Source organism: Bradyrhizobium sp. (genome assembly GCF_049691595.1).
Lineage (GTDB): Bacteria > Pseudomonadota > Alphaproteobacteria > Rhizobiales > Xanthobacteraceae > Bradyrhizobium.
Genome location: NZ_JBAVNZ010000145.1, coordinates 1 through 14,483 on the forward strand (window position 1 = coordinate 1; position 14,483 = coordinate 14,483).

At 61.0% G+C, this 14,483-nt stretch carries 15 protein-coding genes; 9 read left to right on the forward strand and 6 right to left on the reverse strand.

Annotation, left to right across the window (positions count from 1 at the left end; translation table 11 throughout):
• From WCE35_RS06365 to WCE35_RS06380, 4 genes are all read left to right on the forward strand, one after another.
• On the forward strand, positions 1-186 hold a 186-nt coding region (locus WCE35_RS06365), incomplete at its 5' end, for an SAF domain-containing protein (protein WP_424592498.1).
• Between the two features lie 50 nt (positions 187-236).
• Positions 237-1,520 carry an aminotransferase class III-fold pyridoxal phosphate-dependent enzyme gene (locus tag WCE35_RS06370; protein ID WP_424592499.1) on the forward strand — a complete coding sequence of 428 codons (1,284 nt, stop codon included), beginning with the start codon at positions 237-239 and terminating at the stop codon, positions 1,518-1,520.
• Positions 1,521-1,523: 3 nt separating this feature from the next.
• Positions 1,524-2,411 (forward strand): aldo/keto reductase, encoded by an 888-nt coding sequence (locus tag WCE35_RS06375; protein ID WP_424592500.1) that lies wholly within the window; start codon positions 1,524-1,526, stop codon positions 2,409-2,411.
• A gap of 21 nt (positions 2,412-2,432) precedes the next feature.
• On the forward strand, positions 2,433-3,146 hold the full coding sequence (locus WCE35_RS06380) for a cytidylyltransferase domain-containing protein (protein ID WP_424592501.1): 714 nt from the start codon (positions 2,433-2,435) through the stop codon (positions 3,144-3,146).
• A 100-nt stretch (positions 3,147-3,246) separates the two neighbouring features.
• Here the strand turns inward: WCE35_RS06380 and WCE35_RS06385 are convergent, their stop codons facing one another.
• From WCE35_RS06385 to gmd, 3 genes are all read right to left on the reverse strand, one after another.
• Positions 3,247-3,855 carry a VOC family protein gene (locus tag WCE35_RS06385; RefSeq protein WP_424592502.1) on the reverse strand — a complete coding sequence of 203 codons (609 nt, stop codon included), beginning with the start codon at positions 3,853-3,855 and terminating at the stop codon, positions 3,247-3,249.
• Positions 3,794-4,822 (reverse strand): glycosyltransferase, encoded by a 1,029-nt coding sequence (locus WCE35_RS06390; RefSeq protein WP_424592503.1) that lies wholly within the window; start codon positions 4,820-4,822, stop codon positions 3,794-3,796. Before WCE35_RS06390 ends, WCE35_RS06385 begins: the two co-directional genes overlap by 62 nt.
• Before the next feature lie 469 nt (positions 4,823-5,291).
• Complete coding sequence (gene gmd, locus WCE35_RS06395) at positions 5,292-6,311, reverse strand: GDP-mannose 4,6-dehydratase (protein ID WP_424592504.1); 1,020 nt, start codon at positions 6,309-6,311, stop codon at positions 5,292-5,294.
• A gap of 232 nt (positions 6,312-6,543) precedes the next feature.
• On the opposite strand from gmd, the gene pseB reads away from it, so the two are divergent.
• Together pseB and pseC are read left to right on the forward strand one after the other, a co-directional pair.
• Entirely contained in the window at positions 6,544-7,536 is a 993-nt protein-coding gene (pseB, locus tag WCE35_RS06400) for a UDP-N-acetylglucosamine 4,6-dehydratase (inverting) (RefSeq protein WP_424592505.1), read from the forward strand.
• Positions 7,529-8,680, forward strand: coding sequence for a UDP-4-amino-4,6-dideoxy-N-acetyl-beta-L-altrosamine transaminase (gene pseC / locus WCE35_RS06405; RefSeq protein WP_424592506.1), 1,152 nt, complete (start codon positions 7,529-7,531; stop codon positions 8,678-8,680). Before pseB ends, pseC begins: the two co-directional genes overlap by 8 nt.
• On the opposite strand, the gene WCE35_RS06410 is transcribed toward pseC, so the two are convergent.
• Entirely contained in the window at positions 8,664-9,254 is a 591-nt protein-coding gene (locus WCE35_RS06410) for a hypothetical protein (RefSeq protein WP_424592507.1), read from the reverse strand. The two genes, pseC and WCE35_RS06410, sit on opposite strands and share 17 nt — an antisense overlap.
• Before the next feature lie 30 nt (positions 9,255-9,284).
• Between WCE35_RS06410 and WCE35_RS06415 the strand changes: the two genes are divergently transcribed.
• The 3 genes from WCE35_RS06415 to WCE35_RS06425 all read left to right on the forward strand — a co-directional run bounded on the left by WCE35_RS06415 (position 9,285) and on the right by WCE35_RS06425 (position 12,795).
• A complete protein-coding gene (locus WCE35_RS06415) occupies positions 9,285-10,115 on the forward strand; it encodes a hypothetical protein (protein WP_424592508.1) in 831 nt (276 codons plus the stop codon).
• 67 nt (positions 10,116-10,182) lie between these two features.
• Entirely contained in the window at positions 10,183-11,340 is a 1,158-nt protein-coding gene (locus tag WCE35_RS06420) for an SGNH/GDSL hydrolase family protein (protein ID WP_424592509.1), read from the forward strand.
• A gap of 3 nt (positions 11,341-11,343) precedes the next feature.
• The gene (locus tag WCE35_RS06425; protein ID WP_424592510.1) at positions 11,344-12,795 is read left to right on the forward strand and encodes an MBOAT family O-acyltransferase; all 1,452 of its coding nucleotides are present in this window, start codon (positions 11,344-11,346) and stop codon (positions 12,793-12,795) included.
• A gap of 15 nt (positions 12,796-12,810) precedes the next feature.
• Here WCE35_RS06425 and WCE35_RS06430 read toward each other — a convergent pair whose 3' ends face one another.
• Positions 12,811-14,037, reverse strand: a complete 1,227-nt coding sequence (locus WCE35_RS06430; protein ID WP_424592511.1) for a nucleotidyltransferase family protein — start codon at positions 14,035-14,037, stop codon at positions 12,811-12,813.
• Between the two features lie 136 nt (positions 14,038-14,173).
• A partial coding sequence (locus tag WCE35_RS06435; protein WP_424592512.1) for a hypothetical protein occupies positions 14,174-14,483 on the reverse strand: 310 nt, incomplete at its 5' end.

The following is a 14,483-nucleotide window of genomic DNA, read 5'->3' on the forward strand; positions in this document are numbered from 1 at the left end:
CTTTTTCGCCGGTCGATCTACGCCGTCAAGCCCATCAAGGCTGGACAGACCCTGACAGCCGACAACGTTCGGTCGATCCGACCGGGATTCGGCCTTCCGCCGAAATATCTGCCGGAAATCATCGGACGCACGGCGGCGCGTGACATCGCCTATGGCGAAGCGCTAACGTGGTCGGCGATCGCCTGACAACAACAACAACCCGGCTCCCGCACTCCATACGGTCTAACTGGATCAACATGTCAATTCGCTACGCCAAGTCCGAAGAATTTCTCGCGCGCGCTAGGCACTCGATACCGCTCGGCGCCCAGACGTTCTCGAAGAGCGTTACCCAATATCCGTTCGGCGTGTCGCCCTATTTCGTTTCGCGCGGAAAGGGATCGAAGGTCTGGGACATCGACGGCCATGAGTATATCGATTTCATCAACGCGCTGGCTTCGGTAACGCTTGGCTATTCCGACCCGGACGTCAATGCCGCGGTCGCCGCCCAGCTCGAGGACGGCACGGTCTACACCCTCTCCCACCCGCTCGAAACCGAAGTGGCCGAGCTGCTTTGCGAAGTCGTCCCGAGTGCGGAAATGGTGCGCTTCGGCAAGAACGGGTCGGACGCAACCGCTGGCGCCATTCGCATCGCCCGCGCCTTCACCGGACGCGATCACGTCCTGACCTGCGGCTACCATGGCTGGCAGGATTGGTACATTGGCTCGACCGCCCGCAACAAGGGCGTGCCGCAGGCGAGCCGCGAGCTGACCCACGGTTTTCCTTACAACGATCTCCCCGCGCTCGAAAAGTTGCTCAAGCAATACGATGTCGCCGCGGTGATCATGGAGCCGATGAACGTGGTTGAGCCGGCCCAGGGATATCTCGATGGCGTAAAGGCGCTCACCCACGCGGCCGGTGCCCTTCTGGTCTTCGACGAAACCATCACCGGCTTTCGCTATGCGCTCGGCGGCGCGCAGGAGCTGTTCAAGGTCACCCCCGACATCACGACCCTGGGCAAGGGCATCGCGAACGGTTTTCCGCTGTCAGCGGTATGTGGCCGCCGCGACGTGATGATGGAAATGGAAGAGGTGTTCTTTTCATTCACGATGGGCGGTGAGACTCTCTCGCTTGCCGCGGCCAAGGCGACCATCGGCAAGCTTCGACGCGAGCCCGTGATCGCAACGATGAAGCAACGCGGATCGCGAATCCTGACCGGGGCGGCAAGGCTGATCGACAAGCATGGCATCGGCCATTTTGCCTCGGTGAGCGGCCACCCGACCTGGTCGTTCCTCCTCTTGGGGGATGTCGAGGGAACGAATGCATTCGAGATCAAGACACTCTGGATGCAGGAGATGATGGAACGCGGCCTGCTGTCGTTCGGGACGCACAATCTCAGTTATGCCCACAGCGAAGCCGATGTGGATGCCCTGCTCGCAGCCTACGACGCCATCTTTCCCATCCTGCGACAGGCGGTCGACAATCGGGCCATCCGTCAATACCTCAAATGCGAGCCGTTGGAGCCGCTGTTTCGCGTTCGTTGATGCATGACCGCGAGGCGCGACACAAGCACCCCTCTCGCGCCCAGAATCGGACTGGGCACGGTGCAGTTCGGAATCGATTACGGCGTCTCAAACACGGCCGGCCAGGTTCCCGCTTCCGAGGTGTCGGCGATTCTGGCGACCGCCCATCAATCCGGTATCAGGGTGCTCGACACGGCCGCCAGCTATGGCAATGCGGAACAAGTTCTTGGGCGCGCCCTTTGGCCCGATCATCGCTTCGACATCGTGACCAAGACGCTGCCGCTCAGCCATGGCCTCGAAGCGGTCGAGAGACGGGCGCGACGTTCGCTGGAATATCTTGGCAGGCCAGCCGCGGCGATCCTGGTGCACGCGGCGCAGGACCTGGCAGGTCCGGATGGACCACGGCTGTGGGGACTGCTGCAGCGGCTTCGCGATCAAGGCCTGTTCGGGCGGATCGGCATCTCGGCCTATGTCGCGGACGGGCCGTTGCAACTGGCTCGCCGGTACCGGCCGGACATCGTGCAGGTTCCGTTCAGTATTCTCGATCAACGGTTGAAGCAGAATGGCGAACTCGCATCCTTGAAGGAACTCGGCGTCGAAATTCACGTCCGTTCGATCTTCCTGCAGGGGCTGCTGCTGATGGACCCCCGCAAGCTCCCGGACAATCTGACCCATGCCGGCCCTGCCCTCGCGGCAGCGCAGGCGCGCATCGAACAAGCGGGGCTGAGCCCAATCGCAGCAGCGGTCGGGTTCGTGCTGGCGCAGCAAGAAGCCGATATCGCCGTGGTCGGCGTGACCAGCCGCCATGAACTCTCGGAGATCATATCCGCGTCGGCGGCCAAGCTTCCCGAATTTGACTGGGCAGCCTGCGCCATCGACGATCCCCTCACCCTGACCCCCTCCCGCTGGTAGTCAGCCTCGCGAGACCGCGTCATGATCCTTGCCATCCTTCAGGCCCGCATGTCCTCCACCCGGCTTCCCGGCAAGGTCTTGAAGCCGATCCTTGGTCGGCCCATGCTCGCCTGGCAGATCGACCGGATCAGGCGATCCAAGGCCATCGACCGGCTGGTCGTGGCGACAAGCCGGGACGCCTCGGACGACGCCATCGAGGCCTTCTGTGCCAGGAACGGGACCCTGTGTTATCGCGGCGCCCTGCACGACGTGCTGGCCCGTTTTCACGGCGCAGTCGAGGCTTTCGGGCCGGCCGAGCATGTCATCCGGCTGACCGCGGACTGCCCGCTGATCGACTGGACGATCATCGATGCGGCCGTGGCCTTGCAAAAGCGCGAGGGCTCCGATCTCGCAGGCAACGGCATCCATCGCACCTTTCCCGACGGCCTGGACGTGGAAGTGGTCGCCGTTTCGGCGCTCGACCGCGCTCATCGTGAGGCGACAAACCCGGAATCCCGCGAGCACGTCACGCAATACATCTACCGCCATCCGGAAAAATTCCGGCTGGCGCATCTGACCCAGATACCCGACCTCGGGGCGCTGCGCTGGACGGTGGATACTCCCGCCGATTTCGAAATGGTAGAAAAGGTCTTCATCGGACTTGCCGGCCTCGACAACAATTTCCTGCAACAGGATGTGCTCAGGTTTCTCGATCAACATCCCGAAATCGCTGCGATCAATGCGCCCGTGAGCTGAAGTTCGGGTGCCGTCAGTTTCCGACTCAGTTTCCGACAAGGCGGATCAGAAGCGAAAACCGAATGGAGAGTCGGTTCTGATCCGGTTGCAACCGAACGGGCTACGGGTCGAGGCCGCCGCCGAAGCGCTCGGAAAACTCGATCGCGATGCCGTCGGGATCCACCACATAGGCCGACCGGCTGCGCGGCCACTGCACCGGCTTGTCGTTGAATGCCAGCCGGATTCCGAGGCCGTGAATGCGGCGCACGGTTTCGTCCATGTCATCGACGACAAACCCGACGTGGTTGATATGGATATCGCCGGGTTTGTAGCTCCCATCCCTGACCTCGAAGAAGCAGACATAGAAGCGGTCCTTGGCCCCAAGGATACACCATCGCGTTCCGCCGTTCTCGCCCTGCTCCTTGAGTTCAATTCCCAGCAGCCGGGAATAGAAGTCGACCGATATTTCGAGGTTGCGAACCGACAAGTTCACATGGTCGATGCACCGCGCCATAACGGCCGTGGATACGGGGTCTTTGGTTTTGCCATGTGGTCCTGCTTCGGTCATTTCAGCCAGGCCCTGATGGTTGCCGTTCGCCGATTCAATCCCTGTCAATCCCTGCCACCCTGCCCGCGCGGCGGGAAGAAAAGGCGGGCGGTCGTGCAGCTTACGACAGAGCTTTACGCCTGGAAAATGCCAGATGATACTGTTCGGCGACGTCGGCTGCAAACTTTCGCCAGCCAAAATGGCCGACGGCCCGGGCCTTGGCCGCCGCGCCCAGCCGCTTTGCAAGATCGCGATCGTCGAGCAAGCGCGACATCGCAGCCGCCAGGGCAGCTTCGTCGCGCGGCGCGACGGTCAGGCCTTCCAGACCGTCACGGGCAACCCAGGGGACTCCCGTCGGCAGATTGGTGTTGACGACCGGAGTTCCAGCGCACATCGCCTCCAGTTGGACAATTCCGAATGCTTCCGCTTCACTGATCGACGGCAGCACAAAGAGATCGGCAGCGGCGAACGCCTGCCGTTGTTGTTCGCGCGACAGATAGCCCGCAAATATCACGCGGTCGGCCACGCCGGCCGCGGTTGCGACGCCTCGCAGCTCGGCCTCGAGCGGACCGGTACCGGCGATGATGAGGTGCGCATCAACCCGCTTGAGCGCCCTCAGCAGAACGTCAAATCCCTTGTAGGGCACGAGACGCCCGCACGCGACGATAAGGCGCGGGTGCTTGCGCCGCAGTTCGCCGACCGGCGCCTCGTCTTCAGGCGGCCGCCTGCTCCAGAAATCGGTATCGATGCCGTAAGGCGCTACCACGCATTTCGCGCTGCAGCCGGCGAGATATTCCGACTGCTCGACGATTGAAGGGTGAGAGACGATGATGCAGTCCGCCCGTTCGACGGATTTCTTCAGCAGCGGATGAAATATTGGTCGAAAAAGGTTCCTGCCGGTGATCTCGGCATGCCAGTGGATCACCAAAGCCTTGTCATCGGGAATGCCGAGCATCAGGGCGATATCGACGAACGGGAAAGGCGCGTGAAATGCGATCACATCGGCTTCCCTGGCGCGGTGCCGGAATACCGGGATGAACCCGGGCGAGATCGGCAGCGAACTGAACTGCGCCAGAGTCGTCGTCCGCTCGACCGGTAGTCCATCGACTTCGAGCGTCGAGCCAAGCCCCAGATAGCGACAAACCAGCAACGACGCGGAATCACCGCTTGGCGTACCTGCGGTAATGCGCGCAATTGCTTCCACGATACCCCCGTGATGATCGGGAGCGTAAACCTTGAAAGCGTGGAGGATGCGCATGGGAGGACATGCCAGTCCGAAGTTTGTGCGCGACTTTTTGTCAATGCATCGATCCGACTTTTTGTCAATGCATCGATCTGATTCGACATTCAGGGAGATTGCCTTTTTCGGCACTGGACGCACCCTTCAGAAAAGATTCTCAGTTCAAGGGGTTAGCCTCTCGCCTACTGGATACAATTCGAAAGGAAAAACTCCGCTAAGTGATTTATTCGACTCATCAATCGTGGAAATGGGGCCGCAAACTTCAGGCTAGCTAACGCCGGATACCCCGATCCGAAATGCACATAACTCGAGATTCGATGCAACCGGAATCGAGCGGGTTCCGCTTATACAACCAAACCCGTGCTGCCCCCATCGTCGGTCAGCGCCGCGCAAGCTTCAAATCCGCTTCCGCCATCGTCCGCACCAACTCCGGGAAACTCATGGTGGACCGCCAACCCAGTTCCCGCCCGGCCTTCGCGGCATTTCCCACCAGCGGCTGCCGTTCGGTGGGACGATAGAAGTCGCTGCTGACCCTGATGATGGTTCGGCCGGTTCTGGAATCGATCCCCTTCTCGTCGATTCCGGCGCCCTGCCACACCAGATCGAGGTCGACGGCCGTGGCGGCGGCTTCGCAGAAATTCCGCACCGAATGCGAGCGCCCGGTCGCAAGAACGTAGTCCTGAGGCGCTTTCCCCTGCAGCATTTTCCACATTCCCTCGACGTAGTCGGCCGCGAACCCCCAGTCCCGGCGCGCATCCAGGTTCCCGAGTTCAATGCAGTCGCACTGGCCCAGGGCAATCGCCGCGAGGCCGTGCGTTATCTTTCGCGTGACGAATTCCCGGCCGCGCAACGGACTCTCATGATTGAACAGGATGCCGCTGCAGGCAAACAAGCCGTCGGCGTTGCGAAAATTGACGGTCATCCAGTGCGCATAAAGCTTTGCCACACCGTACGGACTGCGGGGGCAAAAAGCCGATGTCTCGGACTGCGGCGATTCATCGGTGTCGCCGAACATTTCGGAGGTCGACGCCTGATAGAACCGGATCGACGAGTCGACCTTCCGTATCGCTTCAAGAATCCGGGCCGCTCCGAGGGCGTCGGCGTCGCCGGTCAATACCGGCGTTCGAAACGACGAATGCACGACGCTTTGCGCGGCCAGATTATAGATTTCGTGCGGCCGCTCGCGTTCGATAACCGAGAGAATGTTCGAGGAGTCCAGAAGCTCGAGATCGGCAATCCTGACATCGCGATCGATGCCGACAGCTCTGAGCCGCCAAAGATCCCTGGCGGGCGACGGACGCGATCCGCCGACGACGTCGTAGCCCTTGCCGAGCAGCAGCCGCGCCAGATATGCGCCGTCCTGTCCGGTGATTCCTGTTATGAGCGCCCGCCGCGTCATTGATCAAGATCGCCACGAGTGCCAATGCGAGTAGGTGAAGTTGTGCGCCACGCGCCTGCAAATCGAAACCCGACCTCGTTCAATAAAATATCCGGTACAACGGGTCGCCATTGCTCGCGCTCTTTAAACAACCTCGAAGCAACGCGCAACAAGCAAGCGACCACTTTCCCTTGCAATATTGGTTTGAACTGACTACTACCGGTCGATTTTTCGATATTCCCGAATGGAACGCATGCTTCATCAGAAGTCAATCCTGATCACGGGCGGGACCGGCTCGTTCGGTACCGAGCTCGTCAAGGTTCTGTTGCGGGATCACGATCTGCGAAAGATTATCATCTACTCGCGGGACGAGTACAAACAGGCGATGATGGCTCAATCATTGTCTGACAGCCGGCTTCGTTTTTTTATTGGCGACGTGCGGGATCTCGACCGGCTGACGATGGCAATGCGCGAGGTCGATCTGGTCGTGCACGCGGCGGCGCTGAAGCATGTGCCGATCGCAGAATATAATCCTATGGAATGCGTGAAGACCAATATCATGGGGGCCGAGAACGTGGTCCAGGCGGCGATCCGCAATCGGGTTCCCAAGGTGATCGCGCTGTCCACCGACAAGGCGTGCAACCCGGTCAATCTTTACGGTGCCAGCAAGCTCGCGTCCGACAAGATTTTCATCGCCTCAAACAATCTGTCGGGCAACAGCGGGACCAGATTCGCGGTCGTCCGCTACGGCAATGTCGTGGGATCGCGCGGTTCGGTCGTGCCCTTCTTTCGCGAACTGATCGCCAAGGGCGCCGACCATTTGCCGATCACCGATCCGCGAATGACCCGCTTCTGGATCACGCTCGACAACGGCGTCGATTTCGTTCTCTCGAGCCTGGAGATGATGCAGGGCGGCGAGCTGTTCGTGCCGAAGATCGCATCGATGTCGATCGTCGAACTGGCGAAAGCCATGGCGCCGGACCGCCCGCAGAAGATCGTCGGCATCAGGCCCGGCGAAAAGCTTCACGAGGTGATGATCACCGAGGACGACGCCCGCTTCACCATCGAGATGCAGGACCGGTATATCGTTCAGCCGGCGCTCGCATGGTGGAGCTACAAGGGCTACGACGATCTGGGCAAGCCCGTCGCCGAGGATTTCCGCTACGCCAGCGATAACAATCCGGATTGGCTGGACGCTGCGGCGCTGAAAGTGATGCTCGACAATCCAACAAGCATTCATGGCTAGAGCTTTCATTCCCTACGGCAAGCAGATTATCGACAACGAAGATATCGCGTCGGTAAATGAAGCGCTGCGGTCGGCGTGGCTGACCACCGGACCTCGGGTAGCTGAATTCGAGCGCGCATTTGCTGCGTTTTGCGGAGCTTCCGAAGGCGTCGCCGTCAACAGCGGGACCGCGGCGCTCCATGCCGCGATGCGTGCGCTGAAGATCGGCGCCGGCGACGAAGTCATCGTACCCGCGATTACGTTCGCCGCATCATCCAATGCCGTGGTCTACGAGGGCGGCACGCCGATCTTCGCGGATGTCGAGACCGATACGTTGCTGATCGATCCGGCCGCCGTCGAAGCAAAGATCACCCCGCGCACCAAGGCCATAGTTGCGGTCGATTACGGCGGACAGCCCGCCGATTATGATGCCCTGCGCGCGCTGGCCGCCAGGCGTGGAATCAAGATCGTCTCCGATGCCTGTCATGCGCCCGGTGCCACCTACAAGGGACGCAAGGTGGGGACCATTGCCGACCTTTCCGCATTTTCGTTTCATCCGGTGAAACATCTCACCACCTGCGAAGGCGGGATGGTTCTGACCGACGATGCCGGGATGGCGTCGCACATGCGCCGGTTCCGCAATCACGGCATTGATTCCGATCACAGGTCCCGGGAAAAAACCGGCACTTACACCTACGACATGGTCGAACTTGGCTACAACTACCGACTGCCCGACATTCAGTGCGCGCTCGGGCTTTCACAGCTGAAGCATTTGCCCGAATGGCTGGTCAAGCGTCAGGCGATCGCGGCTCGCTATGACGAGATGTTTTCGGGCACGCGGTTTGTCCGGCCGCTGGCGAGGCGTCCGGACCGAACCAACGCCTACCATCTCTATGTCATCCGCCTCGACCTCTCGCTGCTCAAGGTCGACCGGCGCAGGGCATTCGATCACCTCAAGGCATCGGGCATCGGCGCCAACGTCCATTATGCGCCGGTCTATCATCACAGCTTCTATCGCGAACGATTTGGGTATCAACCCGGGCTGTGCCCGCGAGCCGAGGCGGTCTACCGGGAAATCCTGACATTGCCGCTGTTTCCCACCATCACCGACGCCGATATGGACCACGTTGTGAGCACCGTAAGCGAGCTCAGGAACCTTTCCTGACCCCTGGAGGCCGAGCTTGCGCGCACTGTTCGTCACGAACCAGCTCAAGACCGAGTTTTATTCGCCATGGGCGCGCAGGATGGAAGCCTCCGGCGCCGAAATCTTCTGGATCAGCACCGGTCAACGCTGGACCAGTTACCTCCTGAATGAGGGCTGGGATCGATCCCGCATCCTGGACCTTTCCGGGTTTGGGCAGCGCTGGACAAAGCCTTTCAGGCCGACCGCGGATGAGCGATCCAGAATCGAACGGATCGACCGGGGCGCCGAGATCGGGCTCAAGGACGCGCTGATCATGGATCGCGAGCTCGGCCTGATGCCGGGCTGGGACATCGAGGCCTACGGGCAGATCACGGCCCTTGAAATCGAGCGCTTCGTTCTCGAAAACGATATTCACTTTGCCTTTGGCGAGGACACCTGGGCACCGGAAATCATCACCTCCGCCGTGATGCACGCCAACGGGCGGCATTTCCATGCGCCGCATACCATCCGGATTCCTTCCGAACGGTTTGGTTTCTTCCGCGGTGTTTTCCAGAAACGCATCGACGTCTTCCGCGAGCAGCCGGGCGACGAGCATCGGACCATTGCGCGACAGGCGCTCAGGAACTTGCGCGAGCGCGGCGAGCGGCCCTATTACTTCGCGCTCAACATGAATCAAAACCGGTTACGCAAGTACTGGCTGGATGAAGCATGGCAGGCGGTTATGCGGCCATTCGCGGCACGGTTCGATCATACGATGCCCTCCTTGCATACACGGGTCGGCAGACGCCTTGCCTCCGTGAGGTCCGGAATCCTGGCAAGACGAAGTAAAACGTTCGAGGCGGCGCCGGCCGCCGATGATCGGCCATTCGTGCTGTTCCTGTTGCAAAAACAGCCGGAGTCTTCCGTCGACGTCATCGGCTCGCCATTCACCAATCAGTATGAGGTCATCCGGGCGTTGATCCGGCTGCTTCCCATCGGTTGGGAAATGTGGGTGAAGGAGCATCCGAACGCCATTGGCGATCGATCGCCGGGATACTACCGCGAACTGAAGCGGCTGCCCGGGCTACGCCTGATTGATCCGTTCGCGGACACCCACGGGCTGCTTTCACGGGCGGGACTGACCATATCCATCTCCGGCACGGCATGCCTCGAGGCCGGATTGCTCGGCAGGCCCGCAATCACCATTGCCGAAATGTATTTCGGCGGGATTCTGCTGCGCAACGGTTTCAATCCGTTTCAGGCGACGCGCGGTGATTTCGCGCGGATCGTCAATGACGCCGCTGGCGTGACGGCGGCGCAGGCCGGCGGCATCGAGGAGTATCTGGCCTGGAACGTCGCGCAATCCTTTCCGGGGCTGATATCCGATCCCGCCAATGTTCCCTCCGTCATCGATCAGGGCAACGTTAACAACGTCGCGGACGCAACCATGATGTTCCTGCAACGGCTTTCGCGATAGTCGATTGTCGTTGCGCGTGCGAAAGTCTGCCGCGCCTTGCCGATGAACCGAACTCGCGGAGCCGTCATTGAAAGCCTTGGCAACCGAGACCCAGGCCAGCAGCGAAGAAAGAGGAGCGGCGGTCTCGCTGCTCTGCGGCCTGATATTGTCGGCGGTGGCGCTGGTGGTTTACGACCGCGTCAAGGTCGATCCAACGACATTCGACCTCGATCCCGCCATGATCGAAGTCGCCGAATCCTGGAACGGGGTCACGTTCACGGGTTCATATCCGAAGGCAATCCAGGCGATGATCATGGCGCAAACGGCGCACCCCGCGCCGGCAACCGGGCGCTGCGAGTCCCTCAACATTCTATGGCTCGGCAACTCGCAACTTCACTACATCGAAAATTTCGAGAAGGGACAGCATGCGGCACCCTATATCCTGCGGAGCTCGCTGGCATGTCCTGACACCACCGTTCCGCTTGGCGTCTCGCTTCCACATGCCAACCTGCAGGAGCACTATGCGCTGGCGCACCTGGTGCAGCGCCGGCTTCCGATCAAGGTCCTGATCGTTCAATTGTCGTTCGACGATCTGCGTGAAGACGGTTTGCGCGACGATTTCGGCTGGCTGCTCGATTCCGACGATCTCGCCGCATTGAGAAAAAATCCCGTCGGAGCGGCCGTCCTCGCAAAAGCCGAACTGCGGTGGCAGGGCCGCGACGTCGGCGAAGAGAATGTGGCGCTCGCAGGATTCCTGCAGAAAAGGCTCGAGGAAGCGGTCAATCTGACGCTCGGCGAAATCTGGCCGCTGTGGGCCGACCGGAAATGGCTGCGATCACGCCTCTACATCGACCTTTACGGGATTCGCAACGCGGCATTGGGAATTCGATCGACCACGACCCGCCGGCTGATCCCGCAGCGCTACGCGACCAACATGGCGGCGCTTCGCGCCTTGCTGCGGGAGGCGGCCTTGGGCGAAATCCGCAGCATCCTCTACGTGGCGCCGTTTCGGCACGACCTGCCCAGTCCCTACGACCCCGCCGAATATCAGTCCTGGAAGCAGGAGATCAAGGCGCTTGCAGAGACCCATGGCTGCACCCTGCTCGACCTCGGCGCGCTCGTTCCTGATGGCCAATGGGGACCGCGATCCGAGAACGCCGACTTCAATCACTTCAAGGCCGGCGGCCACGAATTGCTGGCGAAGGCGCTGCTGCCGGCCGTGGCGGCGGTCAGCCGAATTCGATAGAAGATGCTGTTTAATTCCGTCAGCTATGTTCTGTTTCTGGTCGGCGTCACGGCCGCATTCTGGCTGACCGGGCCGAGGTGGCGGGTCTGGCTTCTTCTCGCGGCCAGCGCGGCTTTTTACGGCCTGTGGCGGCCCGAATTTCTACTGCTGGTCGCATTTTCCGCGGCGGTCGATTTCTACCTTGCGCTGAAGATCGGCGCCGAACATCGGGCGCCGCGCCGACGCCTGTGGGTCGTGTGCAGCGTCAGCGTAAACCTGCTGCTGCTCGGATATTTCAAATATGCCTACTTCATCGCGGGCAACCTCGAAGCCATTGCACGTCTGCTCGGCGCGGAATGGTCGATCAGGCTCGGCACCATCATTCTTCCGCTCGGGATCAGCTTCTACACGTTCCTGTCCATCAGCTATACGATCGACGTCTATCGCGGGCTTTGCGCGCCGGTAAGAAATTTCGCGGTTTACCTGACCTATGTGATGTTCTGGCCGCATATGGTTGCGGGGCCGATCCTGCGCGCCAACGAACTCATCCCGCAGCTGGTCTCGACGTCGCGCTTCGACCTCGATCGCGTCGCGGGAGGCGTGAAGCGAATATTGTTTGGGCTGTTTCTCAAGGTCGGCCCGGCTGACCACCTGGCGCCGTTCGTCGACGACTGGTTCCTGATGAGTCCGGCATCGCTCAGCGCCCTCGACGTATGGACGATGGCATTTGCCTTCGGACTGCAAATCTATTTCGATTTCGCCGGATACAGCATGATCGCCATCGGGTCGGCTCGCCTGCTCGGCGTTCATTTTCCGGAGAATTTCAACTGGCCGTATCTGGCGACCTCGCCGCGCGCGTTCTGGAAAAGCTGGCACATCACACTGTCATCGTGGATACGCGACTATCTCTATCTTCCGCTTTGCGGCGCGCGCTTTCGCGACAGGTCCGAAGGCGGGCTGGAGACCGATCTCGTTCGGCCCGGCTCGTTGCGGCTGACTGGCGCGCTGTTCGCGACATGGGGCGTCATGGGATTATGGCACGGCGCGGCCTGGACCTTCGTGCTGTGGGGCCTCTGGCACGCGGCTTTCATCTGGATCTATCGCATCACCGCGCCGCTGGCCACACGGCTGCCGGACCGGTTGAGGTCACTGATCGGCTGGGGTGTGACAGTCGCGGTCTCCATGCTTGGATGGATCCTGTTCAGATCTCGATCGGTTGAAGACGCCTTCTCCCTGCTCGGGCGCGTATGCGACCGGCATGCCTATGCCAGCCTCGGCTTTCGCGAGAGCGCCTATCTGCTGGTGGCCGTACTGTTCGCCGGAATGCTCGCCTTGCATTTTGCCTTCCGGTTCCTCGCAAACCCAAAGCTGTCGCGGTCTCGTCGGGTCATGGACACGATGGCGATTGCGGTATCCGCATTCCTCGTTTTTATCCTTTTGCGTCCGGTCAGTTTGTTCATCTACTTTCAGTTCTGACGTCTGCTCTGAAGCTCATTCGCCATCGCGCCGGCTTGGCGGACTGGATGCTGGGGCAAGTCCGGCGTGACGATCGAACGAGTTCCTCGACCGCGTCAGAACGCGGCGCATCTGTATCGCATAATATTGCGGGTACATGCGCAGGTCGAAGGGGCGTTGAAAGCGGCCTTCCAGGTCACGGACGCGTGGCAGGAGCATGGTCCGGAAGGCGCGCAGCGTCGCCGAAACGCTGCCGCCGAACGCCAACCGCCGCAGCCGGCTTTCGGTCGGAAGCGGGTCCCGGGTCCGGACAATCGCTCGTTCCGTCAATACCGCACAGGCGACGCGCGTGCGGATTCCGGGCCTGTCGTGCTTGAGCCGTCCGGTCATGGGATGCGGCAACAGCAGGTTTTCGCTCAGGCGGGCCGTCAGATCGACCATCGAATCCAGCCGTAGCGATCGTGCCAGCCGATGCAGCCTGTCTGGATCCACCCGGGGGCCGCACTTGACCGCAACGATATGGAAATCCACCAGCGGCTTGAGTTCAATAAAACTGTGGCGGCAAAAATGCTCTGCGAGGTTGACGAGCATGAGCTCTGGCGACATCCGCCGCCCGGGCAATGCGTTTGCACCCTCGGGCGGCGTGCAATGGGCCCAGATGATGTCGGTATCCTTCATAAAAAGGTCATCAGCGCTCAACGTCCAGTGCAGATCAACGGACAATTCCGGACGTTTCACTGCAATGGCCGCGGTTCTGTTCGCGATCTGTTGCGCGACATTCGTCGACGCGGATGGAGCGAAGCCGAGCTCGCAAAGCGCATTGAATGCGGCGTCGGCATCGTCAGGGCGAACCAGAATGTCGCAGTCACCGTAGGCGCGGAGCGAAAGATCCCCATACACTTCGTCGGCCAATGCGACGCCCTTGTAGACGACGAAATCGATCTTGCGCGCGGCAAGGACATTGGTCACTTCTCGCGCAGCACTGCGCCGCGCGAGAAGCTGCAGCAACTGGCCTTGCCGAAACCGCGCCAGGCTTTCTCGCACCGGGATCGAAACGCCCAGCTCCTGATGCGCCCAGTCCAGGCCTCGGCTGACGAGCCCGGTCAAACCGTACCGTTCGGCCGCCGAGCTGATGTTTTTCCATCCCGTGCCATCGAGCCGTCGTATCGCGTCTTCCCGGCCAGCCCAGTCGCTCGGCGAAAGCGCCGCGCAGGCGCGCAAGAACACGCTCTGCCACTGATCAGGCGCCGACCCATCCTTCATGTCGAGGTTATGTTCCGTTCTATCCAATCACGGGCTATCGTTCACGGCTTTCCTAGCACAAACCATCGAAGGCGGGAACTCGACCGGATGGCGGCGCTGCGCCGATAGCGCGTGAAAAACCACGAAGGGCGAGCCGCTAGCCCGATATTTGCTTCAGGATGATCCGCGCGGCAAAAAACGCCGCGAGCCCGGCAACAAGACCAACCAGCAGCGGCATCAGAAATCCCGGTCTCGTCGGCGAAACGCTGCGCGAAACGAACTGCGTCACCGCCGGTTCGCGAAAGACCGCAATCTGGTCTTTCAGATCCTTGATGGTCTGGCGCGTTTGCGTGACCGTCTGGCCAAGGGCGACGACGGTCCTGGCGCTATCGGCCCGCAAGAACGGAATCTCCGCCAGGCCAAGCTTCTGATACATGGCGAGCTGACCGCGGATGCCCATGCCAGCT

What these genes read in the sequence shown, in the direction of transcription:
- WCE35_RS06370 (WP_424592499.1), top strand. Translation starts at nt 237, where the DNA reads ATGTCAATTCGCTACGCCAAGTCCGAAGAATTTCTCGCGCGCGCTAGG.
- pseC (WP_424592506.1), top strand. Translation starts at nt 7,529, where the DNA reads ATGGCTAGAGCTTTCATTCCCTACGGCAAGCAGATTATCGACAACGAA.
- WCE35_RS06430 (WP_424592511.1), bottom strand. Translation starts at nt 14,037, where the DNA reads ATGAAGGATGGGTCGGCGCCTGATCAGTGGCAGAGCGTGTTCTTGCGC.
- WCE35_RS06425 (WP_424592510.1), top strand. Translation starts at nt 11,344, where the DNA reads ATGCTGTTTAATTCCGTCAGCTATGTTCTGTTTCTGGTCGGCGTCACG.
- gmd (WP_424592504.1), bottom strand. Translation starts at nt 6,311, where the DNA reads ATGACGCGGCGGGCGCTCATAACAGGAATCACCGGACAGGACGGCGCA.
- WCE35_RS06410 (WP_424592507.1), bottom strand. Translation starts at nt 9,254, where the DNA reads ATGCTCGTCGCCCGGCTGCTCGCGGAAGACGTCGATGCGTTTCTGGAA.
- WCE35_RS06380 (WP_424592501.1), top strand. Translation starts at nt 2,433, where the DNA reads ATGATCCTTGCCATCCTTCAGGCCCGCATGTCCTCCACCCGGCTTCCC.
- WCE35_RS06375 (WP_424592500.1), top strand. Translation starts at nt 1,524, where the DNA reads ATGACCGCGAGGCGCGACACAAGCACCCCTCTCGCGCCCAGAATCGGA.
- pseB (WP_424592505.1), top strand. Translation starts at nt 6,544, where the DNA reads ATGCTTCATCAGAAGTCAATCCTGATCACGGGCGGGACCGGCTCGTTC.